Raw genomic sequence first — 25,447 nt, forward strand, 5'->3', positions numbered from 1 at the left:
CGGTGCGGCCTCGATGGCCCGCAGGCATGGACAGTCGCCGCACAATGGAATGATCGGTGGCAGCGCCATCGCGCCGGAAAGGCGCAGGATGCCGCACCGGAATTCCCGACCGGATCGTTTGGTGAGGGTTTCAACCGTTACCGCAAGACCGTTGAATGGACGAACAAAAAGCCGCGCACCCGCGAGGAATGGGAACGCGCATGGTCGCGAATCAAACCGGTCTTCGGCGCCTCGTGCCGAATCACCCTGACATATCGCTGGAGACGCTGTCGGAATTCCGCCAAGCCATCGCGGAAACGGTATCGCTGCCTGAGGCGCACCGCGTCATCAAGATATGGCGCGCGCTCTGGAACGTCCTGGCCGCGCTGCAATACTGCCATGGCAAGGCCGATCCCTCGCTTGGCATCCGCAACCGGGCGCCCAAGGCCGCGGTGCCAGCTGGCGCGAGGGCGAAGCGGTCAGGCAGGCCAAGCAGGCTTGGCGCAAGGGTTATCGCGGCCTCGCCGTGGCCATCGCTATTGCCTGGGACACGCAATTCTCGCCTGTCGATCTAAGGCAGCTGACCATGGCGGCGATGAAGGGAGCCGCCGCCGGTCGCTATTTCGACATCGGCCGCGCTAAATCCGGACGTGATGCGCTCGGCACTATGAGTCGCCGCACACTGCGCCTTCTTGACGCCTATCTGGCGGTTGAGCCCTGCGAAGTCGGCGCCATCCTGCGCAACCGCTCCGGCGCCGTCTATTCTCGCTTTACCATGCCCGATGATTTCCGCGCCGTCAGCGAATCACTTTTTCCCGGCGACAAGCGCACGCTCGCAGACATGCGCCGCTCGGGCGCGATCGAGGCGCTGGCCGGCGGCGCCGAGCCTGGTACGGTATCTGCCAAGATGGCCTACGATCGACACGTCCAACGCCCTGCATGCAGCCTATCAGCCCGTCGATCTTGCTTCCGTACGTTCCGCCGATGCCGCCCGCCGCCTCGGCCGCAAGCGTATCCGCGAGAACGAAAAGGGATGAAAAGTTGGAACTCGCTTCCGGAACGAGTTGGAACTCAGAAGCCGGCAAGGCGCTAAGTGCTTGAATTATTGGCGATCCCGACAGGATTCGAACCTGTGACCATCGGCTTAGAAGGCCGGTGCTCTATCCAGCTGAGCTACGGGACCGCTGGCCGGCCCCAGGGCCGGTATAGTCTTCAATGCGTCCAGGGCGTGCGGCGGTCATAGCGGAAATTTTCCGCGTAGGAAATCTGACGGCGCTTGGTTTCCTTGGGCTCCTCGACGCGGAAAGCCAGCCCTTCCTTCTCCGCATAGGCAACCGCCTCTTCGCGTGTCTCGAAGGTCAGTCTGATCTGGCTCTTCATGTCACCGGAGGTGGTGTAGCCCATCAGCGGGTCGATCTTCTTGCGGCTCTCAGGATCGAATTCCAGCACCCAGTAGCCTGTCTTGGCCTTGCCGGACTGCATCGCGGTTTTGGCAGGGCTGAAAATGCGCGCGGACATGGCCACCTCATTGCTGTGCAAGGCGGCAGCGCCGCCCGTCGCCCGTCATTACTGCGCAATGCGGACCTCGGCAAGGTTTTTGCACTTGCCATGTGACACCGAAGTGAATAGGCAACAGACCGTTCGGAGTGTAGCGCAGGCTGGTAGCGCATCTGGTTTGGGACCAGAGGGTCGGGAGTTCGAATCTCTCCACTCCGACCATTTTCTCATTTCCACCATGGTTTCCGGGTGCGGCCAGTCGCCAGCGCCTTCGACAAGTGACGCAGTCTCCGCATGCTCGCGGCGATGTTCAGCGTTCATACGGTGGCTTCACCGATCCCCTGCTCGAACCGGCGACGGCCACAACCAATCATCCAACACCAATCATCGTATTTCCTTTTCTCTGTCAGCTTGTGAAGAAACCACCGCGCTGCGACGCAGGATCATGCCGCCGTGATGAAGCGTATCGCGGTCGACGAAATCGCCATCCGCGGTGAAGCCGGTATCGTCCCAATATTCGATGTGATTGCCCGCGATCTCGTAACGGCCGCGATAGGCGCTCTCGCGCTTGCCGCGCGCCTCGTCATAGCGCCCGCCGGGAAGGAGCTGGTGGCGGATGTGGCCGTCATCTGTCACCCACAGACCGACATAGGGATGCTGTTTCATTTCTCTCACTGCTGTAGTTGCGCTGATTTATCGGGCGCCGTTGAATGAGAACTAGCCGAGCCCATCAGGCTGATCTACTTGCCAATATCTGATAAACTGGTTAGCTATGCTAACCAATGATCGACGCAATCGAAGGCATTTCCACATTCATCGCTGTCGCGGAGGCGCGCAGCTTTCGCGTGGCGGGCGAACGCTTGGGCATTACCCGCTCGGCCGTCAGCCAAGGCCTGCAGCGGTTGGAGGATCGGCTGGGAGTGGCGCTCGTCCAGCGAACGACGCGCAGCGTCCATCTCACCGAGGCCGGTGAGCAATTGTATGCGACAGCTCGCCCCGCGCTGGCGGATGTCAGAGCGGCGCTTCAGGCGGTGCAGGAACTTCGCACGCGCCCAAGCGGCATGCTTCGCATCGCCGTTTCCACCATCGCCGAGAGCTTTCTTTCAGGAATGGCACTGCCCAGCTTTCTCGAGGCCTATCCCGATATCCGGCTCGACCTCACCGTCACCGATGAAGAGTTCGACATCGTGCGCGAAGGGTTCGATGCCGGGGTCCGGCTTGGCGAGGTGATCGAACAGGATATGATCGCGGTCTCCGTCTCGACGGAGCAACGGCATGTGGCGGTCGCATCGCGGTCCTATCTTTCGCGGCACATGGCGCCTGATCATCCGGGTGAGTTGTCGGCGCACACCTGCATCGGCTGGCGTGCCCGGCCCGATGTCGCGCCCTATCGATGGGAATTCACCGAGAATGGGCGCGACTTCGATGTGGCGGTCGAGCCAAGGGTGACGACCAATGACATGGCAACGATGATCCGGCTCGCATGCTCCGGCGCCGGCATCACCTTTGGCATGCAGGAGACCTTCCGTCCCTATCTGGAACGCGGCGAGCTCGTGCCGCTGCTGGAGGCGTTTTGTCCGCCTTTTCCCGGGTTTTATCTCTATTATCCGCGCCGGCAACACCAGCCGCTCAAGCTGCGCGTGCTCGTCGACCATCTTCGCCGGTGGAACCGTGAACGAGGCGCCTGAGGGCACGGTCTCTCGCCCATTCGGCAAACAGGGGATTTGCGACATGTTTGGATTTGACGCGTGGCTGTCCCTGTTCGGCCCAGCCTATTTTGCCTTCAGCGGCTTTTCCGCTCCGGTCATGGTGGTGTGGGCGGTCGCCTGTGCCGGGCTTGCGATGTGGAATATCGGGCAGCGGCGAGCCCGGAAAGATGCCGCCGGCGCCGAAATCCCCAGCCGGTCATGGGCCGCCAGCTGGAAGATGTTTCTGTTCGTCGCGATCGGCTACGTGGCCGCGCATACAGCCGTCTACCTGCTGGTTCGCTATCTGGCCGCGTTGCGGCTTTGAAGAGAGCGAATCGGACCGAGGTTTGGCAAGCTCACCGGGCGATAACCCCAATGCCATCTCCCGGCGAGCCTACACCTGATTTGGAACGCAATCAGGACCAGCACGTGGCCGGCAGGCTGGATGATGCAAGACGGATGCCAACAATTGCTTCCCGAAATGGGACAGGCAGGCGTTCAGTACAGTCCTGTTATGTCGCGAGGATTCAAACGCCGTGGCCGTCAGAGAACGCCTTCGATATCGGTTTTCAAAAAATCGTCACCAACATAGAGCAGTCGACAGGCATGTTCCTTTGCCACCTCATAGGCGAAACAGTCGCCGAAATTGAGTGCTGCCGGATGGACGCCCTTTCCCCACCGCCCATATGCCTCAGCGACGCGCCGGGCCGAGGCCGCCGTGACTGTGATTATCTCGAAACCGAGCCCTTCGATCAGGCTGGACAGCTCGACGGCAACGTCGCGCCGCGATGCAACAATCAGTGCTTCGGCGACTGTACCGGCGGAGATCAGGATATCGTCCTCGGCTTCGAGCGCGGCTATGCAAGCTTCGGCCTGCGGCTCGTCAAGCACGATTGCCATCAGCGCCGAAGTATCGACTGCGATCATCCGGGCAGGCCGTCGTCACCATAGAGGAAGTCCTGGCTGCGCGCTGCGGATGGTCCGGTGTTCGCCTTGGCGGCCCCCGCCGCCCGAACCGCCTCAAGCAGCGCCCGCCGGCTCTTCCTGTCAGGTATCGCCTTGACCGGAACCAGCCGAACCGCCGCATGGCCATGCCGGGTCAGGATGACTTCGTCGCCGGCCTCGGCGCGGCGCACCAATTCGGTCAACTGCCCTTTGGCATCGGTGACAGATACTTGCATTGGTCGTTCCCAAAGTGGACCAGGTGACGGTCATGCAAAAAATAGACCATTTAATGGTCCATTACAACCATGAAACCAGCGGCTTCCCTAATCGGCACCATCTGGCAGGCGGAATTCGCTCACGCGAGTCAGATCTAAACCTCGAACTCGCCCTGCCCTTCGTCCATGGCGCTGACCGTCTCGGCGGCGAGCGCTCGAGTGATTGGAGTCTTGCGTTCCAATGCGGTGCGGTCAAGCCGCTCGACCACCCGCATGGCGGTTGCCAGCGAACGTTCGATGCGGCGCACCAGATATTGCACGACATGCGGCTCGACCTCGACCTGGCGGTCGGCGAACAGCTTGGTGATGACGCCGGCCAGCAAAAGGTCGTCGGGCTCATGGATTTCGACCGTCGCAGCCGCTTTCAACCGCGAAGCGAGATCGGGCAAGGCAACGCCCCAGGCCGAGGGGAAGCGGCGCGCGGTCAGCAGCAGCTGCGAATTGGCGCCGCGCACCGCATTGATCAGATGAAAAAGGCCCTGCTCGTCGATAACGCCAGTGTCGACATCGTCGATCGCCGCCGGACGGCTGCCGAGCGTTGCGATGCAGTCGCCAATATGTCTGGCTTCGACCGCGACCGCGTTGGCGCGCGAGCGCCAGATCGAGGCCAGATGTGTTTTGCCGGACCCTGCCGGACCGGCCAGCACCACGACCGCAGACGGCCAGTCGGGCCAGCGGTCGACAAGCGCCACCGCCTGGCTGTTGGTGCCTGACACGACAAGGTCGTCACGCGAATAGCCGGTACCGTGACCGAGATCGAGCGGCAGCTGACGCGGCGGATCGATTTTGAAATCACCCATTCAGCCAGCCTTGCGGCTTGGCCGTGCAGTCGATCACGGGCCGGTTCATGGCTTGACTGTCTTGCGGCGGCGGCCCTGCAACTCTGGAACGGGGTCGGCGCCGTGCCCCTTGTAGAGCGGGGATTCCAGATAGCGCGCGATGGCAAAGCGCACCAGCACGGCTACCGCCGCCGAGGCTGGCACGGCAATCAGCAGACCGACGAAGCCAAACAAGGCGCCGAAGGCAAACAGCGCGAACATCAGCCACACCGGATGCAGGCCGACGCTTTTGCCGACCAGCCTCGGCTGCAGGATGTTGCCTTCGATGAACTGGCCGATGAAGAAGACCACGGCGACAGCAACGATCATGGTCCAGTCCGGCCAGAACTGGACGAAAGCGACGCCGACAGCCAGCACCAGCCCGGTCAACGAGCCGACATAAGGGATGAACGAGATCAGCCCAGCGAACAGGCCGATGAGGATGCCGAAATTCAAGCCGGTCAGCGTCAGCCCGGTGGCATACATGGCGCCCAGAACCAGGCAGAGCGTGCCTTGTCCGCGCACGAAACCGGCGGTGGCCGTGTTGATGTCCTTGGCAATGGCGCGCACCGTGGCGACATTGTCGCGCGGCACCCAGCTGTCGATGACCGCGACCATGCGATCCCAATCAAGCAGCATGTAGAAGGCGACGACCGGCGTCACCACGAAGAGGCTGACCACCGACACCAGCGCCACGCCGGAACTCCACAGCGAGGTGAAGACCGTGGTGACAAGGCCGAACCCGGAGGACAACAGCGAGCTCAATCCGTCACGCAAGCCATTGGCGTTGACGCCGAATTTCTGTTCCAGCCATTTCGGATCGAAGGAGGTAAGCAGGCCTTGCAGCTTGGTCAGGTATTCCGGCAGCTTGGAGGCGAAATCAGCCATCTGCGTCGCCAAGACCGGAATGAGGATGACAAAGGCCAGCACCAGCACGACGAGAAAAGTGATGAGGATGACCACCGTTGCCATGATGCGCGAAAGGCCCAGCCGCTCCAGCCGGTCAGCGACCGGATCGAGGAAATAGGCGAGCACCATGCCGGCGACGAACGGCAGCAGGATTGCACTGAAAACATAGAGGAAAAGCGCCAGCAGGGCAGCGCCGGCCAGCCAGAAGAAGATTTGCCGGCGGAACGCGGCGGACGCGGCAAGATCGGCGGCTGCAGCTTCGATTACCGCTGCTTCGTTGTCAGGTGCCCGGAGTGGAGCCTTCGTCATAACCGCTCATATGCCTCAGCCAAGCCACGAGATAGGCCGCGGCCGAAGCCACGGTCAAGACCCCGGACAGCAATATGAGGGTGGGCCGAAGCGGATCGAGGTGAACGGCAAGGGCAAGCTCACCCAGCACCACCGCCGCCAGGACAATCTGAATGGCGGTGTTGGCTTTCGAAACGAACAGAGGCCGCATCTCGACCGGATGGGCCATCACGGTGGACAGGATGACCGCGCAGACGATCAGCGCATCGCGCGACACCATGGTGACGACCAGCCACAGCGGCAGTTGCCCGATGAAGCCCATGACCACGAACACCGAGACAAGAAGCAGTTTGTCGGCAATCGGATCGAGATAGGCGCCGAGCTTTGATTGCTGGTTGAAATGGCGAGCGATGAAACCGTCGACGCCGTCCGAAATGCCGGCGACGACGAAGCCGGCAAAGGCCCAGTCCCAGCGCGCCTGCAGCATGGCAAGCACCACCGCCGGAACCAGCACCAGGCGCAGGATGGTGATCAGATTGGGAATGGTCAACGCGATGTCCCGCCGAGTCCGCCTAGGATACATGATTGAGACATAGGGATGGTACAAGAGTGAGGCCGCCGATTGGCTTTCCGTCCCCAATGTGGAACACGCCTCACCTTGCGAGGCGCGGCTGTTCATGCGAAGAGCCCGCAAACGAGCAGGAGAGACGCGATGAGCAAGCGCGACCCAGGTCAGCCGGAAACAGACAAGCTCAAGAACGGGCTCACCTATGCCGAGGCTGGCGTCGACATCGATGCCGGCAATCTCATGGTCGAGAAGATCAAGCCATTGGTTCGCGCCACGCGCCGGCCCGGCGCTGATGGCGAGATCGGTGGGTTTGGCGGGCTGTTCGATCTCAAGGCCGCCGGCTTCACCGATCCTGTGCTGGTTGCCGCCAATGACGGCGTCGGCACCAAGCTGAAGATCGCCATCGACGCCGGCAAGCACGACACGATCGGCATCGACCTTGTCGCCATGTGCGTCAACGACATTGTCGTGCAAGGCGCCGAGCCGCTGTTCTTCCTCGACTATTTCGCCACCGGCAAGCTTGATCCCGACCAGGGCGCCGCGATCGTCGGCGGCATCGCCGAGGGCTGCCGTCAGGCCGGCTGCGCGCTGATCGGCGGCGAGACCGCGGAAATGCCCGGCATGTACCATGGCAACGACTATGATCTTGCCGGCTTTGCCGTGGGTGCCGCTGAACGTGGCCAGTTGTTGCCGACCGACGACATCGTCGAAGGTGACGTGCTGCTCGGCCTGGCCTCGTCTGGCCTGCATTCCAACGGCTTTTCGCTGGTCCGCCGCATCGTCGCGGCAAGCGGCCTGGCGTGGGGCGATCCGGCGCCCTTCAATGACAGCGCTACACTGGCCGAGGCGCTGCTCGAGCCGACGCGCATCTATGTCAAATCGCTGCTCAAGGCGATCCGTGGCACGCATGGCATCAAGGCGCTGGCTCACATTACCGGCGGCGGCTTCCCCGAAAACATCCCGCGTGTCCTGCCCAAGGACTTTTCCGCGGAGCTCGATCTTGAAGCGATCGACGTTCCGCCGGTGTTCTCGTGGCTGGCCAAGACCGGCGGCGTGGCGCCGGAAGAGATGATGCGGACCTTCAATTGCGGCGTCGGCATGATCCTTGTCGTAGCCTCTGGCCAGGCGGCGCAGGTCGCGGCCGTGCTGCAGGAAGCCGGTGAGACGGTCACGCCGATCGGCCGTATCGTGCCACGCCGCGATACAGGCGTGATCTATCGGGGCTCGATCGGACTATGAGCATACGCAAACGCACAGTGGTGCTGATTTCGGGGCGCGGGTCCAACATGACCGCGCTGATCGCCGCTGCCAGCGATCCGGGTTTTCCGGCCGAAATCGTCGGAGTCATTTCCGACAAGGCCGACGCAGCAGGACTTGGCATAGCAAGAGCGCGCGGCATCGCCACCCAGGTGATTTCGCGTGGCGACCATGGCAGCAAGCAAGCGCATGACGCGGCAATCGACGCGGCTCTTGTCGCATTCAATGCCGAGATCGTGGCGCTGGCCGGCTATATGCGCATCCTGACCAGCGGTTTTGTCGAGAAATGGCAAGGCCGCATGATCAATATCCACCCTGCCCTGCTGCCAGCCTTCAAAGGCCTCGACACGCATGCACGCGCACTTGCCGCCGGCATGCGCATTCATGGTTGTACGGTGCACTTCGTCACGCCGGAAATGGATGATGGTCCAATCATTGCCCAGGCCGCCGTGCCGGTAATGGTTGGTGACAATGCCGATGCGCTGGCCGCACGCGTGCTGAAAGCCGAGCATCAGCTCTATCCGCTGGCGCTTGGGCTGGTTGCCGAAGGCAAGGCGCGCATGGAGCGCGGCCACACCGTGTTTACCCGTTTCGCCGATGATGCCGACAACGCGACCTCGATGATCATCACACCGAGCCCGCTGCGCGAGGAAGTCGACCTCGAGCAATTGGCGCGCATCACACCTTGAAAAGGCTACCATGAAGCAACTGCTTCTGCTGCGCCATGCCAAGTCGAGCTGGGATGATCCGGCACTTGCCGATTTCGACCGGCCACTGGCGCCGCGTGGGATCAAGGCCGCGAAGCTGATGGGCCGCGAACTTGCCGCGCGGGATTGGCTGCCCGACTTGGCGCTGGTCTCGCCGGCACTGCGCACCCGCGAGACCTGGCGGCTGGTTTCAGCAGAAGTCCCTGCCCCGGTTGAGTTCGCCGACGAGCTTTACGACGCCTCGTCTGACACGCTGCTGAAAGCGCTACAGCGGACACCGGGCTTTGTCGGCGTCCTGCTGCTGCTCGGACACAACCCAGGCATGGAAGGCCTGACCAAACAACTTGCAGGCCAAGGCTCGGACGCCAAGGCGATGCGCAAGGTTGAGGAAAAATTTCCGACCGCCGCCCTTGCCCGCTTTGTCCTTGACGGTGACTGGGCCGGGCTCTCATCCGCCCGGCTGACGCACTGCCTGTGGCCGAAGGACCTGGGCTGACGGCCAGGCAACGGGCTTGACCCGCTGCTGGCGATCATCGGCTAGCTGATCAATTGCCCCAGATACCCTGGCCGGATTCGGGCCATGTCTGCTGTTGGGCTCCAGCCATGCCGGACGGGGTTTTCACCTGATCCATATTGCCGTTCTGATGCATGTCCGGATGACGAATAGATGCTGTGAGGGTGTGATCGACAGCGGCAACCGGCTGATTGGCACCATCCGCGCCATAGTGATCGCTGCCGGCAAAAACGCTGCCGGTTGTGGCGAGAATGGCCGCCGCCAGAAATACAGTCCTGATCATTTGTTTCTTCCTGTTTGGTCTGTTGCGCGGCGTCTTGGGAGGATCGCGCCGCTCACTGAGAAGACTGCCGATGGCCAGGTTTTATTCCCGACAGGAAGGTTTTGGTGCCGCATGCCTGAGCGCCGCGGGTTTCTCCAAGCGCAAAAAACAAGAGCGGCGGGCCAAGCCCACCGCTCTTTGTAGTCTTGTAGCCAAATGCTGGGGAGATTAACGGCCCCAGATGCCCTGGCCGGATTCAGTCGTCACCTTGCCACCGTTCTGCGTGGCCGCGTCCGACTTCTGGATCGAAGCGGTATACGAGTGGTCGATATTGGCAACCGGCTGGTTGGCGTTGTTCGAGCCAAAGTTGTCACTGCCGGCAAAAGCGGTGCCCGTGGCGACAAGGATGGCGGCGGCGGTAAGAGCGATCTTGGTCATTTTGGTTACTCCTGATTTGAAATTGAGATTTTGAGGCGGGAACCGCGATTAGCGGCCCCAGATGCCCTGGCCGGATTCAATCGTCACCTTGGAGTTGGCGCCGTCCTGCTGCACAACATCCGACTTCCTGATCGAGCCTGTGAACGAGTGGTCGACACTGGCAACCGGGGCAGCCGGCTGATTGACGTTGTTCGAGCCGTAGTGGTCGCTACCGTTGGCAAAAGCGCTGCCCGTGGCAACGAGGATGGCGGCGGCGGTAAGAGCGATCTTGGTCATTTTATGTACTCCAGTATTTCCTTGTTCTGTCCGTCTAGTGGCGTGCCCTTGGGAGGAATTTCGCGTCGCTCGGACCACCCCGAAATGGGTCTGTACGGCTTCGGTTTCCAATCACGAAGATGTTCCACCCGCGTGTGATTCCGGGCCTTGAAATCCCTCACATGGCTGCGGCGGGAAAAATTTTTATGAATTTTATCAATGCGTTAGACAACATCGGTCCTGTCGGCTTCCCGGCATTTCCTAAGCCGGCGTTCACCCACGCGAGACGGTCCGTCAACAGAAAACGAACCGATCGGTTCGATTCAGCGAAAGCAGCGGCTTTCACGACGCTCGTCACAGCATTGAGAAGGACAATCTTGCGATCCCAAATCCACCAGAAAGACCAAGCCGGCTCTATTTTACAGCTGCCAGGCAGGCCAGTCCTAAGGCTGCGATTGCAATCCCGACGGGCAATGGCCCGCCTATTTGCGTTGCGGCCGGATCGATACTATCGATTGCGTACGACCATCAATTGGGAGCAACCTGGTAGCGCCAGGTGGCCCGCGTCTCGGAACGGCGATGGAAAAATGCGGCTGCTGCTTGTCGAAGACAATCGAGAACTGGCCGATTGGCTGAGCAAGACCCTGCGTCAGGCAAACTATGTCGTCGACATCGTCCATGATGGAGAGGATGTCGAACATGCGCTGGCCGCCGGCGACCATGCGCTGGTCATTCTCGATCTTGCCCTGCCGCGCATGAGTGGCCTTGAGGTGCTGCGCATGCTGCGAGCGCGCGGCAACCGCGTGCCGGTGATCGTGCTGACCGCCAATGCCAGCCTCGATGGCCGGGTCAAAGGTCTCAATGAAGGCGCCGACGACTACCTGGCAAAGCCTTTCCAGATCGAGGAGCTGGAGGCGCGCATCCGCGTGCAGTTGCGCCGCGCCAACGACCGCACCGCGCCGGTGATTGCTTGCGGCGACCTCGTCTTTGATACCAACACACGGCTGTTCGCGCTGGCCGGCGAGGCTCTGACACTGACGCCACGCGAACGCGCGGTGCTGGAGCAATTGGTGGTCAAGGCTGGGCGCACCGTCAGTAAGGCGGCGCTGTCGGCGGCGATCTACGACTTCGATACCGACGCCGACCCCAGCGCCATCGAGATCTATGTTCACCGCGTGCGCAAGAAACTTGAAGGGTCACGCGTCCACATCGCTACGTTGCGCGGCCTCGGCTATCTGCTCCGCCATGAGGATTGATAGCCTCCGCCTCCAGTTGCTCGCCTGGGTGGTGCTGCCGCTGGCCGGGCTCGCCGCGATCAACTTGTGGACCAGTCATGGCAGCGCGCAGGCAACCGCCGATCTGGTCACCGATCGCATGCTGCTGGGTTCGGCTCGGACCATTGCCGAGCAGGTGGCCATGGTCGACGGCGTGCTCGACGCAACCGTGCCTCCGGCGGCGCTCGAGATGTTCGACACAGGTGACCGTGACAGCGTCTATTATCATGTCAAGACAGCCGGCGGGCGTCTGCTGACCGGCTATCCTGACCTGCCGGAAGCGTCCAGGCCCTCCAGCACCGAGGCCGCCTATCGTGACCATTGGCTGCGGCTCCTCACGCTAAGCCACGCCGTGGTTGGCGCCGGCAACGAGTCGCCGATCATCGTCACGGTTGGCGTCACGCTTGCCGGACACGACGCCATGGTGCGGCGCCTGTGGTTTGGCGCCTTTGCCCAGCAACTGGCGCTGGTGGTTATTGCCGGCTTGTTCGTGCTGCTTGGCCTGAGCCGCGGCCTGGCGCCTTTGATCAGGCTGCGCGACGCTGTGCGCTCTCCAGGCCGCAACGATCTCGATCCGGTCGAAGTGGCTGGCGCGCAAAGCGAAATCCGCCCGCTGATCGACGCACTCAACGCTTATATGGAACGTGTTCGCGCGCAGATGGCGGCACAGCGCCGTTTCATCGCCAATGCCGCGCATCAGTTGCGGACGCCGCTGGCGCTGCTGTCGACGCAGGCCAGCTACGCGCTGCGCGAAAGTGTCCCCGATGCCCGCCAGGAAGCGTTGGTGGCGCTGCAGGCGAGTTCAGGCCGGCTGGCGCGGCTGGCCGAACAGTTGCTCACCCTGTCGCGCGCCGAGCCGGGCAGCCGGCGGCCGCGCGCCGACCGCATCGATCTGACCGAAGCCGCCCGCCATGTTCTGGAAACGCAAGCGCCGACGGCAGTCAGCCGCGACATCGATCTCGGGCTCGAGGAAACCGGGCCGGTATCGGTCATTGGCGACGGCACCATGCTGCGCGAGATGATCGTCAATCTGGTCGACAATGCACTCCGCTACACACCGGCCGGAGGCTCGGTCACCGTCAAGCTCGCCGCCAGCGACGGAAACGCCGTACTGACAGTCACCGACGACGGACCAGGCATACCCGAGGAGGAGCGCGATCATGTCTTCGAGCGCTTCTACCGGATTGCTGACACGACCGAGGAAGGCAGCGGGCTTGGTCTCGCCATTGTGCGCGAGGTGGCCGAGAACGCCGGCGGCCGCGTCACCCTGGAGAATGGCGCGGCCGCGGGTCTGGTGGTCGAGGTAAGGCTGCCTCTGGCTGACCGCTAGCTCACTGTGTCTCGTGAAGCGGTTGTGGACGCCATTTTGCCAGGCGGTTCTCGACCATCGTCATCAGATATTCGGCGCCGAGGGCCACCACCATGACGATGACGATCGCCGCATACATGCCGGCAGCGTCGAAGGATCCCTTGGCGATGTTGATCAGCAGGCCGATGCCATAGCGCGAGCCGACAAATTCACCGACGATCGCACCGATGATGGCAAAGCCGAAGCTGACATGCAGGCTGGCGAAGATCCAGCTCATCGCCGACGGAACGATCACCGAGCGGGTCAGTTGCCAGTCGGACGCGCCGAGGATGCGGGCGTTGGCGATCATTGCCCTGTCGGCTTCCCGCACGCCCTGGAACGCGTTGTGGAAGACGACGAAGAAAACCATGACGAAGGCAAGCGCCACTTTCGAAGCCAGGCCAAGGCCGAGGATCATGATGAAGATCGGCGCCAGAACCACGCGAGGAATGGAGTTGATCACCTTGATGTAGATTGAAAAGATGTCGGCGGCCATCCGGTTGCGGCCGAGCGCGACACCTATGATGATGCCGGCGATAGAGCCCGTGACAAAGCCAATCGTGGCTTCTTCCATGGTCACATAGAGATGGTACCAGAGTGGTCCTTCCGACGTTCCCTCTGTCGTCCACTCGTATAGCCGTGCCGCGATCGTGCTTGGCATTGCGTAGAAGAACGGATCTATCCAGGCAAGGCGCCCGGCGACTTCCCACAAGACCAGGAAGACGACGAGAATGGCTACTCGCCAGAAAATCACCGTACGACGGCGATTTGTTGCCGCCTTCGCGGCGGCGGCTTCGATCTCGGCGTCCGAAGTGCCGGGCCTGAAGGCACCGGCGCGGATGTCGATGGTGGCATCGGTCATGGCATTCCTCCCTCAGGCCGCGGCGCGTGCATAGCTGGTCTCGACCTCTTCCTTGAGGTCGGCCCAGATGGTGCGCGAATAGTCGATGAAGCTTTGTTCGTAGCGGATATCGGCGACGATGCGCGGGCGCGGCAGGTCGATGGTGTAAACCGACTTCACCGTCGCTGGGCCGGCGGTCAGGACGTAGACCTTGTCGGCCAGCGCGATCGCCTCCTCGAGGTCGTGTGTGACAAACACCACCGAGGCCTTCGCCTCCGACCAGAGGCGCAAAAGCTCCTCGTGCATGAGAACGCGCGTCTGTACGTCGAGCGCGGAAAACGGTTCGTCCATCAGCAGAATCTCGGGACCATTTATGAAAGTCTGGGCCAGCGCCACCCGCTTGCGCATGCCGCCCGAGAGCTGGTGGGGATAGTGCTGTTCGAACCGCGACAGGCCTACACGCGCGAGCCAGTCGCGTGCGGAGGCCAAGGCCTGCGACTTGGGTTTGCCGCGGAACAGCGGTCCGGCCATGACGTTCTCGATCACGGTGCGCCATGGAAACAGCGCATCACTTTGGAAAACAAAGCCGATGCGCGGGTCAATGCCCTTGACGGGATTGCCCATGACGCGAACTTCGCCCGCACTTGGACTTGCCAGTCCGGTAACCAGGTTGAGGGTGGTGGATTTCCCGCAACCGGTTGGCCCAACCACGGCGACGAATTCGCCACGCTCGACGGTCATGGTGAAATCGCGCAGCGCCGTTAGCGATTTGCCCGTCGGCGAGAGGAACCGCCGACTGACATTGATCAGTTCGATCGCCGGCGCGGTTTTGTCATGTTTGATTTCTTGGGGGACCATGGTGGAACTCCGGTTTCCAGCGAACGCCAACCGTCGGCTGGGGTATCGGGTTGTCCCGATGCTCCAGGGCCGCAGGTCATGAAATACGTGGCGGATGCCGGTGCGATGCCTCGCATCGCACCGGCATGATCAGCTACTTGGCGTTTTTGACGAATTCCGAGGTGTAGGTCTTGGCGAGATCGATCTGTTTGCCCTGCAGTTCCTTCTTGAAAGCCGAAAGAACCGTCAGCACCGTCTCCGGGCCGCCTTGAGGCATGATGCCGTCGGCGGTGAACATCGCCTTGCCGTCGTCGAGAGCCTTGATATAGCCCTCCTTGTCGCCAACGTAGTAGTCCTTCGGCATCTTGTCGGCGATTTCCGCACCACTGTGGGTGTTGATGAATTTCTGCGTCTTGACGAAGGCATTCGCCAGCTTCTGGACGGTATCCTTGTGGGCCTCGACCCAGTCCGTCTGCATATAGAGGGACGCGGCCGGGTATGTGCCGCCGAGCGCGGCCTTGGTGCCTTCCATCGTGCGCATATCGACAAGAATGGCGGCTTCGCCCGTCTTGAGCAGCCGCGTGATCGTGGGTTCCGTGGTCATGCCCGCCTGGATCTTGTCCTGCTGCATCGCGGCGATGAACGTATTGCCGGCGCCGACGGGGATGGAGGTGAATTCACCGAGCTTCAGGCCATTCTTGACGGCGAGATATTCCGTCAGGAAGTTTGTGGAGGAGCCGAGGCCGGTGACGCCAAGATTCATACCCTTGAAATCAGCGGGCGATTTGATTTCGGGATGTTTGGTCGAGACGAGTTCAACCTCCCCCGGGGCCTGGCTGAACTGAACGATTGACTCGACGAATTTGCCCTTGGCCTGCAGATCAATGCAATGATCATAGAAGCCGACAACGCCCTGGACGGCCCCGGCCAGCATTTCGTTTTCAGCGTCGACGCCAGCGGGCTCATTCAGCAACTCAACGTCGAGGCCTTCATCCTTGAAGTAGCCGAGCGCTTCGGTCAGCTTGGCCGGCAGATAGATCTGTTTTTCGTAACCGCCCACCATGATCGAGACCTTTTCGTCAGCGCGCGCTGATGGCGCGGACAAGGCCATGGTGGCGACGAGAGCGGTTGTGGCGGCTGAATCAAGCAGTATTCGCGCGAGCGACATGGCCTCTTCCCTTTGTTCGTTTCCCGCGACCCTCTCTTCTCCCATCGCTTTTGCGACAATACGGGGACGCGCGACAATGGTTATGGCATCAACCTTTCATCCACCTTTCAGGCAAAAGCCAGGCATCGCGGCAAACCTTACGGATCGGTAAGCTGGCCGTGATGCGTGTGTAAATTTGGCACCGCATGATATTAGACTGGGAACCGGGTCGTCAGGAAATTGCCGTACGTCCATCATTGACGCGACCAGGACGGACGAGAGACGGAACGCATGACCAACGAACGGCGCCGGCCTCCCCGGATCTTTCGGTCCATTGGTTTGCTAAGCTTCTGCCTTGTCGGTGCCTCGACCACTTTCGACGCTTTTGCTGTCGGCGCTGCCATTCCAGTGGTCGCCGATGTGGCGCGCCGTGCCGATGTCCCGGTCTTCCTTGTCGGCCTCGGCTCAGTCGTGCCGCTGCGCACCGTGACCGTGACCAGCCGGATCGACGGCGAGTTGATCAAGCTCGACTTCGCTGACGGACAGGATGTGCATGCCGGCGACCTGCTGGCCGAAATCGATCCGCGTCCCCTGCAGGCTGTGCTTGCACAGGCGCAGGCCACCAAGGCGCGCGATGACGTGTCGCTGGCGAATGCCAGGCTTGACCTCGCCCGCGCCCAGACCCTGACCACCAAGGGCGTCGGCTCGACGCAGGTGCTGGACACGGCAAAGGCGACGGTGGCGCAGCTTGAGGCGACCGACAAAGTTGACCAGGCCGCCATCGACATCCAGCAGATTCAGCTCGGCTTCACGCAGATACGCTCGCCGCTGGATGGCCGGGCCGGCATCCACGCGGTCGATGCCGGCAACATCATCCGCGCCAGCGATACAGGCGGCATCGTCCGGATTAGCCAGATCCACCCGATAGCGGTGGATTTCTCGCTGCCATCCGGTGATCTTCCGCGCATCCAGGGCGTGATGAAGACCGGCAATGCCCCTGTGGTCGCGCAGGACAACGCCGGTCAGCAACTGGCCTCCGGCCGGCTGAGCGTTGTCGACAACCAGATCAATGGTGCCACCGCGACAATCAGGATACGCGCCGTCTTCGACAATGCAGACGACCGGCTGTGGCCGGGACAGTTTGTCGATGTCCGCGTTCAGGCCGACTTGCAACGCAATGTGATCACCGTGCCGGTAACGGCGGTCGTGCGCGGCCCTGACGGGACCTATATATTCGTCGTCGGTACGGACAGGCACATCCTCAAACGGGCGGTGACGGTGGCGTATTCGAATGCGGAGTTGGCCATCATCAGGGAAGGGATTGAAGCCGGCGACACCATCGTCACCGACGGCCAGTACCGCATTCAGGAGGGAGACCTGGTCGACGTCACCGGCCCGGCCCAGGCAGCGAACTAGCGCATGAACATTTCCGCGCCCTTCATCGTCCGCCCAATCGCCACCACGCTGCTGGCCATCGGCGTGACCATGGTGGGTCTCGTCGCGTATTTCCTGCTGCCGATCGCCGGTGTGCCCCAGGTCGAGATTCCCACGCTGCAGATATCGGCCAACCTGCCCGGCTCGAGCGCCGAGACAATGGCGACGACGGTCGCCGCACCGCTGGAAAGGCAGCTCGCGCTGATTTCCGGCGTGACGTCCATCAGCTCGAGCAGTTCGCTTGGACGCACTTCGATCCAGGTCGAATTCGGCCTCGACCGCAGCCTCGATGGCGCCGCGCAGGATGTGCAAACCGCGATCAGCGCCGCCAGCGGCGACCTGCCGAAGGGCCTTCCCAGCCCGCCGACCTATGAGAAAGCCAACCCGGCCGACGCACAGCTGATGTCGATCGCCGTTACCTCCAACGACCTGCCGATCGACAAGGTCGACGACTATGTCGAAAACTACCTCGCGCTACAGCTGTCGCGGGTCACCGGCGTCGGGCTCGTCGATTTCCACGGCGAGCAGAAATCAGCGGTCCGTGTCCAGGTCGACCCGTCGGCGGCCGCCGCGCTCGGCCTTAGCCTGGAGGACATCCGCGCCGCGATATCGAGCGCCAGTGTCAATGCGCCGAAGGGTACGCTGAACGGCGCGCGGCAGTCGCTGACCCTGGCCGCCACGGACCAGCTGTCCAACGCAGCCGCCTTCAATTCGGTGATCATTGCCTACCGCAACGGCGCGCCGGTTCGCGTCAGCGATATCGGCACCGCCATCGACGGCGTCGAGGACATAAGGCAGGCAGCGTGGCTTGGCAGCCAGCGTGCCGTCATCATGGACGTTCACAAGCAGCCCGGCTTCAACATCAACCAGACGGTGCAGTTGATCAAGGACGTGCTACCGGAGCTTCAGCGCACGCTGCCGCCCTCGGTCAAAATGCAGATACTGGGCGATCGCACCCAGACCATCCGGGCTTCCGTTTCAGAGGTGCAGTTCACCATGGCGATCAGCATCAGCCTCGTCGTGCTGGTCATCTTCCTGTTCCTGCGACATGTGCGCGCCACGCTCATTCCCAGCGTCACCATCCCGGTGTCGCTGCTGTGTACATGCGCGGCGATGTATCTGCTCGGCTACACGATCGACAATGTGTCGCTGATGGCGCTGACCATCGCCGTCGGCTTCATCATCGACGACGCCATCGTCATGGTGGAGAACATTATCCGCCACATCGAGAATGGCGACACGCCGCTGCAGGCGGCGCTCAGCGGATCGCGTGAAATCGGCTTCACCATCGTCTCGATGACCTTGTCGCTGGTCGCGGTTCTCATCCCCCTGTTGTTGATGGGCGGCCTTATCGGCCGGCTGTTCCGGGAATTCGCGGTGGCGGTCAGTATCGCCATCATGATGTCTGGGCTGATTTCGCTGACTCTCACTCCGATGATGTGCGGCTGGCTGCTAAAGCCGATCGACCGCAGCGCCCGCGAGAACATCGCGTCGCGGACCCTCGAAGCCATTTTTACCGGCATGCTGCGCGTCTATGAGGCCGGCCTTCGCTGGGTGCTGCGCCACAAGCCGGTGATGCTGCTGTTCATGGCGGCGACGCTGGGCGCCACAGGCTACCTCTACCAGACCATCCCCAAGGGATTTTTCCCGCAGCAGGACAACGGCACCATATCGGGCTCGTCCGAGGCGGCGCAGGACATCTCCTACGATGCCATGGTGCTGCGCCAGCACGAACTGGCCAAAGTGGTCACCGCCGACCCCGACGTACAGACAGTCTACTACTGGGTTGGCGCCAATCCGACCGTCAACAGCGGCCGGCTGATGATCGACCTGAAGCCGCTGAGCGAGCGCAAAGCGACCGCGACGCAAGTGATCGCCCGGTTGCGCAAGGCGGCGGCGAAAGTTGAGGGCATCGCACTGTTCGGTCAAGCCAGACAGGACGTGCAGATCGGCGCGCGGGTCAGCAAGACTCAGTACCAGTACACGCTGCAGGATCCGGACGTGAACGAGCTGTTCAAATGGGCGCCGATCATGCTGGCCAAATTGCAGACCTTGCCCGAGCTGCAGGACGCGACGGGGGATCTGCAGGCGAGCGCCCCGAGGATGACGCTCAGGATCGACCGCGACCTGATCGGCCAGCTCGGAATCACCCCGCAGGCCGTGGACGACACGCTGTATGACGCCTTCGGCCAACGCCAGGTGGCGACAATCTTTACCCAGCTCGACCAGCATCACGTCGTGCTGGAGCTCCAGCCGCGTTTCCAGGAGGACGCGTCGGCGCTGGCGCGCCTGTTCGTGCGTTCCGCAACCAGTGGGCAGATGGTGCCGCTGTCGGCATTGGCGCATTACGAGACGTCGGTGTCGCCGCTGACCATCAACCACCAGGACCAGTTTCCGGCGGTGACATTGTCGTTCAACTTGGCGGCCGGGCATTCGCTTGGCGACGCGATCACCGCGATCCAGAAACTCGAGCGGTCGATGATCATGCCGCCGACGCTGACGACGCGCTATCAGGGCTCGGCAAAGGTCTTCCAGTCGTCGCTGGCCAACCAGCCCTACCTGATCCTGGCTGCGATCATTGCCGTCTATATCGTGCTCGGCATCCTCTACGAGAGTTTCGTGCACCCGATCACCATCCTGTCGACACTGCCGTCGGCCGGCGTTGGCGCCTTCCTGGCGCTGATGGCGCTGGGCTATGATTTCTCGCTGATCGCGCTCATCGGCGTCATCCTGCTGGTCGGCATCGTCAAGAAGAACGCGATCATGATGATCGACTTCGCCCTTGAGGGCGAGCGACGACGGAACATGTCGGCGGAAGATGCCATCTACCAGGCCTGCGTGCTGCGCTTCCGGCCAATCATGATGACGACGATGGCGGCGCTGCTTGGTGGCCTGCCACTGGCGCTTGGCAGTGGCGCCGGGTCCGAGCTTCGCCGGCCGCTGGGCATCGCCATTGTTGGCGGCCTGCTGCTGTCGCAATTCCTGACGCTCTACACGACCCCCGTCGTCTATATCTATCTGAGCAAAATCGGCCGCAGGCGGCGCCGATCGCCAGATTCAGATATCAAGGTCAATGCGCTTGCCATGGTGCACGCAAAGGCAGCGGAGTAGATGCACGCTGCTCTGGCCTGATGCCGCCGGGCGTCTTCAAAAGTCGAGCACATCGCGCATTTCGTATTCGCCGGGCGGACGGCTCACTACCCAGAGCGCGGCGGCGATGGCGCCGGCCGCGAACATGCCGCGATCGCGGGCCGAATGCGACAGCGTCAGGATCTCGTCCTCGGCGGCGAAGCTTACATTGTGGTCGCCGACAATGCCGCCGCCGCGCATCACCGCAAAGCCGATCTCGCCGGCTGGTCGAGCGCCGGTGATACCGTCGCGAGCACGCCTTGCCACCGCATCAAGGTCAACGCCGCGCCCTTTCGCGGCGGCCTCGCCCAGCATCAGCGCCGTGCCCGACGGCGCGTCGATCTTGCGGCGGTGATGCGCCTCGAAAATCTCGATGTCGTATTCCGGGCCAAGCGCTCTCGCTGCTTGCTCGACCAGCCCCATCAGCATGTTGACGCCGAGCGAAAAGTTGCCCGAGCGCACGATGGCTATTGATCTCGATGCTTCAGCAATGGCGGCCAGTTCAGCGTCTTCGAATCCCGTCGAGCCTATGACAAGCGCCGGTCCGCCACGATCCGCGCAGGCCTTGGCCAGCGCGGCTGATGCGACGCCTGAAGTGAAGTCGATGACCACGTCGGCGATGGCGAGCGCCTCATCGCGGCTGACCAGCCCGTCGCCGACGACGCCCTGGCGGTGGAAACGAGCCGCCAGCGTCAGCCTTGGGTCGGCCTGTACGGCGTCCACGATGCATCGGCCCATATGTCCGTTCGCACCAGCGACAGCTATCCGGATCGGGGTTTGCGGCGCGGCGTGCATGATCCTCTCACTTCCACATGCCACGCATGCGCGCGCCGATGTCGACGCGCACGTCGGGCCGGGGCGCCCTGCCCTCAGTCTGTTGCGCCGACGGCCACGAAACCTGCTCGAAGGCGCCAAGCAAGGAGGCCGGAATGAAGCGTGTGCGCGAAGCATAGATATGGCGGTCGCCGCGCGCTGCCTGGCCATGCGGGAAGAAGCGCTGCGGCATGACCAGGTTGAGATTGTCCTTGGCCCGCGTCATCGCGACATAGAGCAACCGCCGCTCCTCCTCGATGTCTTCCTTGGTACCGACGCCGAGATCAGCCGGAATGCAGCCGTCGACCGTGTTGAGCACGAAGACGTTCTTCCACTCCTGGCCCTTGGCCGAGTGGATGGTCGACAGGATCAGATAGTCCTCGTCGCGGTGCGGCGGCCCGGCCTGGTCGCTGGTCGCGTCAGGCGGATCGAGTGTCAGTTCGGTCAGGAACCGCTCGCGCGAGGCATAGCCCGAACCGATCTGCTCCAACTGCATCAGGTCGGCCCGGCGCGTCGTTGCGTCCTCATGGATGCGCTCGAGATGCGGCTCGTACCAGAGCCTGATCTGTTCGAGGTCGGCTGGCCATTTGGCGCCCGCGCGCAGACCGGAATAGAGCGAGACGAAGCCCGGCCAGTCGTCGGCGGTTCGTGCTGGTGGCCGCCAGGCGGCCAAGCCCATCGCCTCGTCCAGCGCCGACGCCATTGTCTCGACGATCTGTGCGGCAGCCGTGGGGCCGATGCCCGGCAGCAGCTGCAGGACGCGAAAGCCGGCGACGCGGTCGCGCGGGTTCTCCGCAAACCGCAGCACCGCCAGCACATCCTTGACGTGGGCGGCATCGAGAAATTTGAGGCCGCCGAATTTGACGAAAGGAATGTTGCGGCGGGTCAGCTCGATCTCGAGCGGGCCACTGTGGTGCGAGGTGCGAAACAACACCGCTTGCGACTTGAGCGCCGTGCCCACCTCGCGCTCGGCAAGGATGGCATCGCAAACGAAATTGGCTTGGTCGGCTTCGTCGCGCACGGTCACCAGCCTTGGCTTGGCCGCCGATTTGCGCTCCGACCACAAGTTCTTGGTGAAGCGCTCCGAAGCTTCGCCGATAACCGCATTGGCGGCCGCCAGAATGGTCTCGGTCGAACGGTAATTGCGCTCCAGCATCACGACTTCGGCCGGCTTTGCGAATTGCTTCGGGAAGTCCAGGATGTTGCGCACTTCGGCGGCACGGAATGAATAGATCGACTGGGCGTCGTCGCCGACCACTGTCAGCCCGGCGCCATCGGGCTTCAGTGCCAGAAGGATCGACGACTGCAGCCGGTTGGTGTCCTGGTACTCGTCGACCAGAACATGATCGAAGCGCTGGCCAAGGTGCCCTGCGATCTCCGGTTCGGCCGACATCTGTGCCCAGTAGAGCAGCAGGTCGTCGTAATCGAGCACATTCTGTGCCTGCTTGGCCTCGACGTATCCGGCGAACAGCTGCTTCAGTTCCTCGGCCCAGCCGGCACACCAGGGAAAGGCTGATCCCAGGATTTCGTTGAGCGGTGTCTGCGCGTTGACGGCACGCGAATAGATGGCAAGGCAGGTGCCCTTGGTTGGAAAACGGCTTTCCGTCTTCGACAGCCCAAGCTCGTGTCGGACGAGGTTCATCAGGTCGGCGGAATCCTCGCGATCGTGGATGGTGAAGGCGGGGTCAAGGCCAATCTCCAGCGCATAGTCGCGCAGCAGTCGGGCGCCGATGCCGTGAAACGTGCCGGCCCAGGTCAGCGCATCGGTAACAACAGAGGCATCGCGGCCGAGCACCTCACCGGCGATGCGCTCAACGCGCCGGGCCATTTCGGACGCGGCACGGCGCGAGAATGTCATCAGCAGGATACGGCGCGGGTCAGCCCCCTTCACGATCAGGTGCGCAACACGGTGCGCCAGCGTGTTGGTCTTGCCGGAGCCGGCGCCGGCGATGACCAGCAGCGGCCCGGCGATCTGGCCGGCGCCGTGCTCAACGGCCGTTCGTTGCGCATCGTTCAACCTGGCGAGGTAAGCGGGTTGGACGTCTGGATCACGAAATGTCGAATCAGGGGCGGCGAGGTTCATCGCCCATCAAGCATCGTTTACGCTTTGTTCGCAACGCCCGGCGCGTTAGCGCCGCAGGTCTATTCCCATGGCCACCGATTGCCGACGCAGAGCCTCACGATCATGCTGCGATGGCGGCAACAACAACGGGTCGACGGCGTCGGGAACGCTGTCGATCATCTGCCGGGTGACACGATAGGCGACGTAGGCAAAAACACCGGTAACGAGCAGACGAAACATGGCTCAAACTCCGTTGGAGCAAGACCAACCGAAGAGACGGTGTTTGGTTCCCTCGCCGTGATCAGTTGCTTCTGCCGCAACGACACTAACCGGACGATGCCTAGTGTGAACCTTCGGGCTTTTCCGGTATTTCGGCGATGCATTCCTCAAGCCGCTCAAGATGGAACTTCGCACTGCGAAGCTGGTGTCCGGTTTCGTGCCGCCTGTTGCGCCCCTGAGGCGAGGTCGCCATCAAATCGCGCTCCAACTCGGCTATGCGCGCCCGCACCTGCCTGGCCTCGTCTTGCCGCAATGCCTTGATCCAACCGCGCCCGCGCATCTGCTTTACCGCAAGCAACCCATTGATAAACGCTGCGTGCATTATGCCAAGCACACCCTAATTTATCGCAAGCGTGAAGGTTCGAATTTTACAAATCGCTAATTTAGCAGGAAGAAAGTGGCCGGCGCCGCTTGGGAGGTGCCTGATAGCGCCGGCCAGGCGGATATCAGGTCCGCCGCGCAGAAGAGCCTAGCTGAGTCTTTCCCCTGGGTCATGGTGATATTATTCATTGATAAAAACGTACGGTTTCACCTCGCCAACTTATTAGAGGTGGGTCCTTGCCGTGCGGGTCCTCACCATCATGCCGGCGATCTCCTTCAACAGCTTGGCCGCGACACCAGCAGCCCGGTTGGAGATATCATGGCGGAGTTAAATTCAACGATATCAGCAGCCACGATCGGCTGGCTGACAGTTTGAATCAGACTGACCGCCCAACAGATCGACAGGCGTCACGACAGTCTCTGCCTGGCAATGGCGACATGGAAATCGGTGCCAAACAGCAGACCGTCGTCGTTAAAGTCAAAGCCCGGATTGTGCAGTGGCGCGGAGGTCTCGCCATTGCCGAGAAAGACGAAGCAGCCGGGGACGTGATCGAGGAAACGGGCGAAATCCTCGGATGCGGTCATCGGCTCCGTCGCGACAGCGACGGTGTCCAAAACGCCGCGCGCGGCTGTAATGGCCTCTTCAACGAGATCGGCGTCGTTGTGCAACGGCACGAATTCCCTGCTGTAACTGACCTCGGCGCTGATATTGTGAGCGACCGCAGTACCTTCCGCGATGATACGCATCTGCTTTTCGATCTCGGCGCTGACCTCGGGACGGAAGCTGCGGGCATCGCCGAGAATACGCGCCAGGCCGGGCAGCGCATTGCGGGTGCCGTCGGTGAGCAGTTCCGTCACCGATACGACCGCGATGTCGGCCGGACTCAGCCTGCGCGAGACAATCGTCTGCAGATTGGTGACAAGAGCGCAGGCTGCAACCAGCGTTTCATTTCCGGAATGCGGCCGCGCGGCGTGGCCGCCGAGACCCCTGAGCACGATCTCGAAATTGTCCTCGGCCGACATGACCGGACCGGCGCGGGTCTCGAAATGGCCGATAGGCAGGCCCGGCATGTTGTGCAGCCCAAAGATCTCGTCAAAGGGAAAACGCTGCATCAGCCCATCATCGAGCATCGCGAGTGCGCCCCTGCCCCATTCCTCGGCTGGCTGGAAGATAAAGCGCACAGTGCCATCGAAGCCGCCTTGCCCGGCCAGAAGCTTCGCCGCGCCGAGCAGCATCGTGGTGTGGCCGTCATGGCCGCAGGCATGCATGGTGCCGGGATTGCGCGAACGGTAAGGCGCGCTTGATTGCTCGGTGATACGCAGCGCGTCCATGTCGGCTCGCAGCGCAACTGCCCGATTGCCGCTGCCGCGCTTCAACGTGCCGACGACCCCGGTGCCGCCCACACCCTCGGTGACATCGTCGAGGCCGAATTCGCGCAGTTTTGCCGCGACGAAAGCCGCGGTGCGCTTTTCCTCGAAGCCGAATTCCGGATGCGCATGCAGGTCGCGCCGCCAGATGGTCATCTCCTGCTTCAGCGCATCACGATCGAATTCAGCCATTT

Annotated in this window: 28 protein-coding genes, 2 tRNA genes and 1 pseudogene; 12 read left to right on the plus strand and 19 right to left on the minus strand. The window is 62.3% G+C overall.

Features of this window, described 5'->3' with window-relative positions:
• Window positions 1-200 precede the first annotated feature (200 nt).
• Window positions 201-554, plus strand: coding sequence for a hypothetical protein (locus GA829_RS26120; protein WP_195175464.1), 354 nt, complete (start codon window positions 201-203; stop codon window positions 552-554).
• An 11-nt stretch (window positions 555-565) separates the two neighbouring features.
• Window positions 566-1,072 (plus strand): hypothetical protein, encoded by a 507-nt coding sequence (locus GA829_RS26125; protein WP_195175465.1) that lies wholly within the window; start codon window positions 566-568, stop codon window positions 1,070-1,072.
• Window positions 1,073-1,085: 13 nt separating this feature from the next.
• Here the strand turns inward: GA829_RS26125 and GA829_RS26130 are convergent.
• Window positions 1,086-1,162, minus strand: a tRNA-Arg gene (locus GA829_RS26130).
• A 29-nt stretch (window positions 1,163-1,191) separates the two neighbouring features.
• Window positions 1,192-1,497: an ETC complex I subunit gene (locus GA829_RS26135; RefSeq protein WP_195175466.1), complete on the minus strand. Its 306-nt coding sequence runs from the start codon at window positions 1,495-1,497 to the stop codon at window positions 1,192-1,194.
• A 124-nt stretch (window positions 1,498-1,621) separates the two neighbouring features.
• Between GA829_RS26135 and GA829_RS26140 the strand changes: the two genes are divergently transcribed.
• Window positions 1,622-1,698: transfer RNA gene (locus tag GA829_RS26140), tRNA-Pro, on the plus strand.
• 162 nt (window positions 1,699-1,860) lie between these two features.
• Here GA829_RS26140 and GA829_RS26145 read toward each other — a convergent pair.
• Window positions 1,861-2,142 (minus strand): annotated as a pseudogene (locus tag GA829_RS26145) (Atu4866 domain-containing protein); the annotation flags it as partial.
• A gap of 116 nt (window positions 2,143-2,258) precedes the next feature.
• Between GA829_RS26145 and GA829_RS26150 the strand changes: the two are divergent.
• Window positions 2,259-3,164: a LysR family transcriptional regulator gene (locus GA829_RS26150; RefSeq protein ID WP_195175468.1), complete on the plus strand. Its 906-nt coding sequence runs from the start codon at window positions 2,259-2,261 to the stop codon at window positions 3,162-3,164.
• 43 nt (window positions 3,165-3,207) lie between these two features.
• Window positions 3,208-3,489, plus strand: coding sequence for a hypothetical protein (locus GA829_RS26155; protein WP_195175469.1), 282 nt, complete (start codon window positions 3,208-3,210; stop codon window positions 3,487-3,489).
• Between the two features lie 218 nt (window positions 3,490-3,707).
• Here the strand turns inward: GA829_RS26155 and GA829_RS26160 are convergent, their stop codons facing one another.
• The 5 genes from GA829_RS26160 to GA829_RS26180 form a co-directional block, all read right to left on the minus strand.
• Entirely contained in the window at window positions 3,708-4,091 is a 384-nt protein-coding gene (locus tag GA829_RS26160; protein WP_195175470.1) for a type II toxin-antitoxin system VapC family toxin, read from the minus strand.
• Window positions 4,088-4,345, minus strand: coding sequence for a type II toxin-antitoxin system Phd/YefM family antitoxin (locus GA829_RS26165; RefSeq protein ID WP_195175471.1), 258 nt, complete (start codon window positions 4,343-4,345; stop codon window positions 4,088-4,090). The genes GA829_RS26160 and GA829_RS26165 overlap by 4 nt, the downstream gene beginning before the upstream one ends.
• A 134-nt stretch (window positions 4,346-4,479) precedes the next feature.
• Window positions 4,480-5,184 carry a DnaA regulatory inactivator HdaA gene (gene hdaA / locus GA829_RS26170; protein WP_195175472.1) on the minus strand — a complete coding sequence of 235 codons (705 nt, stop codon included), beginning with the start codon at window positions 5,182-5,184 and terminating at the stop codon, window positions 4,480-4,482.
• 45 nt (window positions 5,185-5,229) lie between these two features.
• A complete protein-coding gene (locus GA829_RS26175) occupies window positions 5,230-6,420 on the minus strand; it encodes an AI-2E family transporter (RefSeq protein WP_195175473.1) in 1,191 nt (396 codons plus the stop codon).
• Window positions 6,392-6,949, minus strand: a complete 558-nt coding sequence (locus GA829_RS26180) for a CDP-alcohol phosphatidyltransferase family protein (protein ID WP_195175474.1) — start codon at window positions 6,947-6,949, stop codon at window positions 6,392-6,394. The genes GA829_RS26175 and GA829_RS26180 overlap by 29 nt, the downstream gene beginning before the upstream one ends.
• 162 nt (window positions 6,950-7,111) lie before the next feature.
• Between GA829_RS26180 and purM the strand changes: the two genes are divergently transcribed.
• Genes purM through GA829_RS26195 form a run of 3 tightly spaced genes read left to right on the plus strand, consistent with a single transcriptional unit; the run spans window position 7,112 to window position 9,427 of the window.
• Window positions 7,112-8,206: a phosphoribosylformylglycinamidine cyclo-ligase gene (gene purM, locus GA829_RS26185; RefSeq protein WP_195175475.1), complete on the plus strand. Its 1,095-nt coding sequence runs from the start codon at window positions 7,112-7,114 to the stop codon at window positions 8,204-8,206.
• Window positions 8,203-8,913, plus strand: coding sequence for a phosphoribosylglycinamide formyltransferase (purN, locus tag GA829_RS26190; protein ID WP_195175476.1), 711 nt, complete (start codon window positions 8,203-8,205; stop codon window positions 8,911-8,913). Before purM ends, purN begins: the two co-directional genes overlap by 4 nt.
• Window positions 8,914-8,923: 10 nt before the next feature.
• On the plus strand, window positions 8,924-9,427 hold the full coding sequence (locus GA829_RS26195; RefSeq protein WP_195175477.1) for a SixA phosphatase family protein: 504 nt from the start codon (window positions 8,924-8,926) through the stop codon (window positions 9,425-9,427).
• 49 nt (window positions 9,428-9,476) lie between these two features.
• Here the strand turns inward: GA829_RS26195 and GA829_RS26200 are convergent, their stop codons facing one another.
• The 3 genes from GA829_RS26200 to GA829_RS26210 all read right to left on the minus strand — a co-directional run bounded on the left by GA829_RS26200 (window position 9,477) and on the right by GA829_RS26210 (window position 10,421).
• Complete coding sequence (locus GA829_RS26200; protein ID WP_195175478.1) at window positions 9,477-9,728, minus strand: DUF680 domain-containing protein; 252 nt, start codon at window positions 9,726-9,728, stop codon at window positions 9,477-9,479.
• Between the two features lie 207 nt (window positions 9,729-9,935).
• Entirely contained in the window at window positions 9,936-10,145 is a 210-nt protein-coding gene (locus GA829_RS26205; protein WP_195175479.1) for a DUF680 domain-containing protein, read from the minus strand.
• A gap of 48 nt (window positions 10,146-10,193) precedes the next feature.
• Window positions 10,194-10,421 (minus strand): DUF680 domain-containing protein, encoded by a 228-nt coding sequence (locus GA829_RS26210; protein WP_195175480.1) that lies wholly within the window; start codon window positions 10,419-10,421, stop codon window positions 10,194-10,196.
• A gap of 566 nt (window positions 10,422-10,987) precedes the next feature.
• Here GA829_RS26210 and GA829_RS26215 point away from each other — a divergent pair.
• A complete protein-coding gene (locus tag GA829_RS26215) occupies window positions 10,988-11,656 on the plus strand; it encodes a response regulator (RefSeq protein ID WP_195175481.1) in 669 nt (222 codons plus the stop codon).
• Window positions 11,646-13,004, plus strand: coding sequence for a sensor histidine kinase (locus GA829_RS26220; protein ID WP_195175482.1), 1,359 nt, complete (start codon window positions 11,646-11,648; stop codon window positions 13,002-13,004). The genes GA829_RS26215 and GA829_RS26220 overlap by 11 nt, the downstream gene beginning before the upstream one ends.
• 1 nt (window position 13,005) lies before the next feature.
• Here the strand turns inward: GA829_RS26220 and GA829_RS26225 are convergent, their stop codons facing one another.
• The 3 genes from GA829_RS26225 to GA829_RS26235 all read right to left on the minus strand — a co-directional run bounded on the left by GA829_RS26225 (window position 13,006) and on the right by GA829_RS26235 (window position 15,811).
• Window positions 13,006-13,884: an ABC transporter permease gene (locus GA829_RS26225; protein ID WP_195175483.1), complete on the minus strand. Its 879-nt coding sequence runs from the start codon at window positions 13,882-13,884 to the stop codon at window positions 13,006-13,008.
• Between the two features lie 12 nt (window positions 13,885-13,896).
• A complete protein-coding gene (locus GA829_RS26230) occupies window positions 13,897-14,721 on the minus strand; it encodes an ABC transporter ATP-binding protein (RefSeq protein ID WP_195175484.1) in 825 nt (274 codons plus the stop codon).
• 133 nt (window positions 14,722-14,854) lie between these two features.
• The gene (locus GA829_RS26235) at window positions 14,855-15,811 is read right to left on the minus strand and encodes an ABC transporter substrate-binding protein (RefSeq protein WP_374940433.1); all 957 of its coding nucleotides are present in this window, start codon (window positions 15,809-15,811) and stop codon (window positions 14,855-14,857) included.
• A gap of 327 nt (window positions 15,812-16,138) precedes the next feature.
• On the opposite strand from GA829_RS26235, the gene GA829_RS26240 reads away from it, so the two are divergent.
• Window positions 16,139-17,263, plus strand: coding sequence for an efflux RND transporter periplasmic adaptor subunit (locus GA829_RS26240; RefSeq protein ID WP_195175486.1), 1,125 nt, complete (start codon window positions 16,139-16,141; stop codon window positions 17,261-17,263).
• Window positions 17,264-17,266: 3 nt separating this feature from the next.
• Entirely contained in the window at window positions 17,267-20,392 is a 3,126-nt protein-coding gene (locus GA829_RS26245) for an efflux RND transporter permease subunit (protein WP_195175487.1), read from the plus strand.
• A 36-nt stretch (window positions 20,393-20,428) separates the two neighbouring features.
• Here the strand turns inward: GA829_RS26245 and dapB are convergent, their stop codons facing one another.
• The 5 genes from dapB to GA829_RS26270 form a co-directional block, all read right to left on the minus strand.
• Window positions 20,429-21,205: a 4-hydroxy-tetrahydrodipicolinate reductase gene (dapB, locus tag GA829_RS26250; RefSeq protein ID WP_195175488.1), complete on the minus strand. Its 777-nt coding sequence runs from the start codon at window positions 21,203-21,205 to the stop codon at window positions 20,429-20,431.
• A gap of 7 nt (window positions 21,206-21,212) precedes the next feature.
• Window positions 21,213-23,306, minus strand: a complete 2,094-nt coding sequence (locus GA829_RS26255; protein WP_195175489.1) for an ATP-dependent helicase — start codon at window positions 23,304-23,306, stop codon at window positions 21,213-21,215.
• A 45-nt stretch (window positions 23,307-23,351) separates the two neighbouring features.
• Window positions 23,352-23,525, minus strand: a complete 174-nt coding sequence (locus tag GA829_RS26260) for a hypothetical protein (RefSeq protein WP_195175490.1) — start codon at window positions 23,523-23,525, stop codon at window positions 23,352-23,354.
• A 100-nt stretch (window positions 23,526-23,625) separates the two neighbouring features.
• Window positions 23,626-23,886, minus strand: a complete 261-nt coding sequence (locus GA829_RS26265) for a hypothetical protein (protein WP_258051956.1) — start codon at window positions 23,884-23,886, stop codon at window positions 23,626-23,628.
• Between the two features lie 407 nt (window positions 23,887-24,293).
• A complete protein-coding gene (locus GA829_RS26270; RefSeq protein WP_195175491.1) occupies window positions 24,294-25,445 on the minus strand; it encodes a M20 aminoacylase family protein in 1,152 nt (383 codons plus the stop codon).
• Between the last annotated feature and the right edge of the window lie 2 nt (window positions 25,446-25,447).

This window comes from Mesorhizobium sp. INR15, assembly GCF_015500075.1.
Lineage (GTDB): Bacteria > Pseudomonadota > Alphaproteobacteria > Rhizobiales > Rhizobiaceae > Mesorhizobium.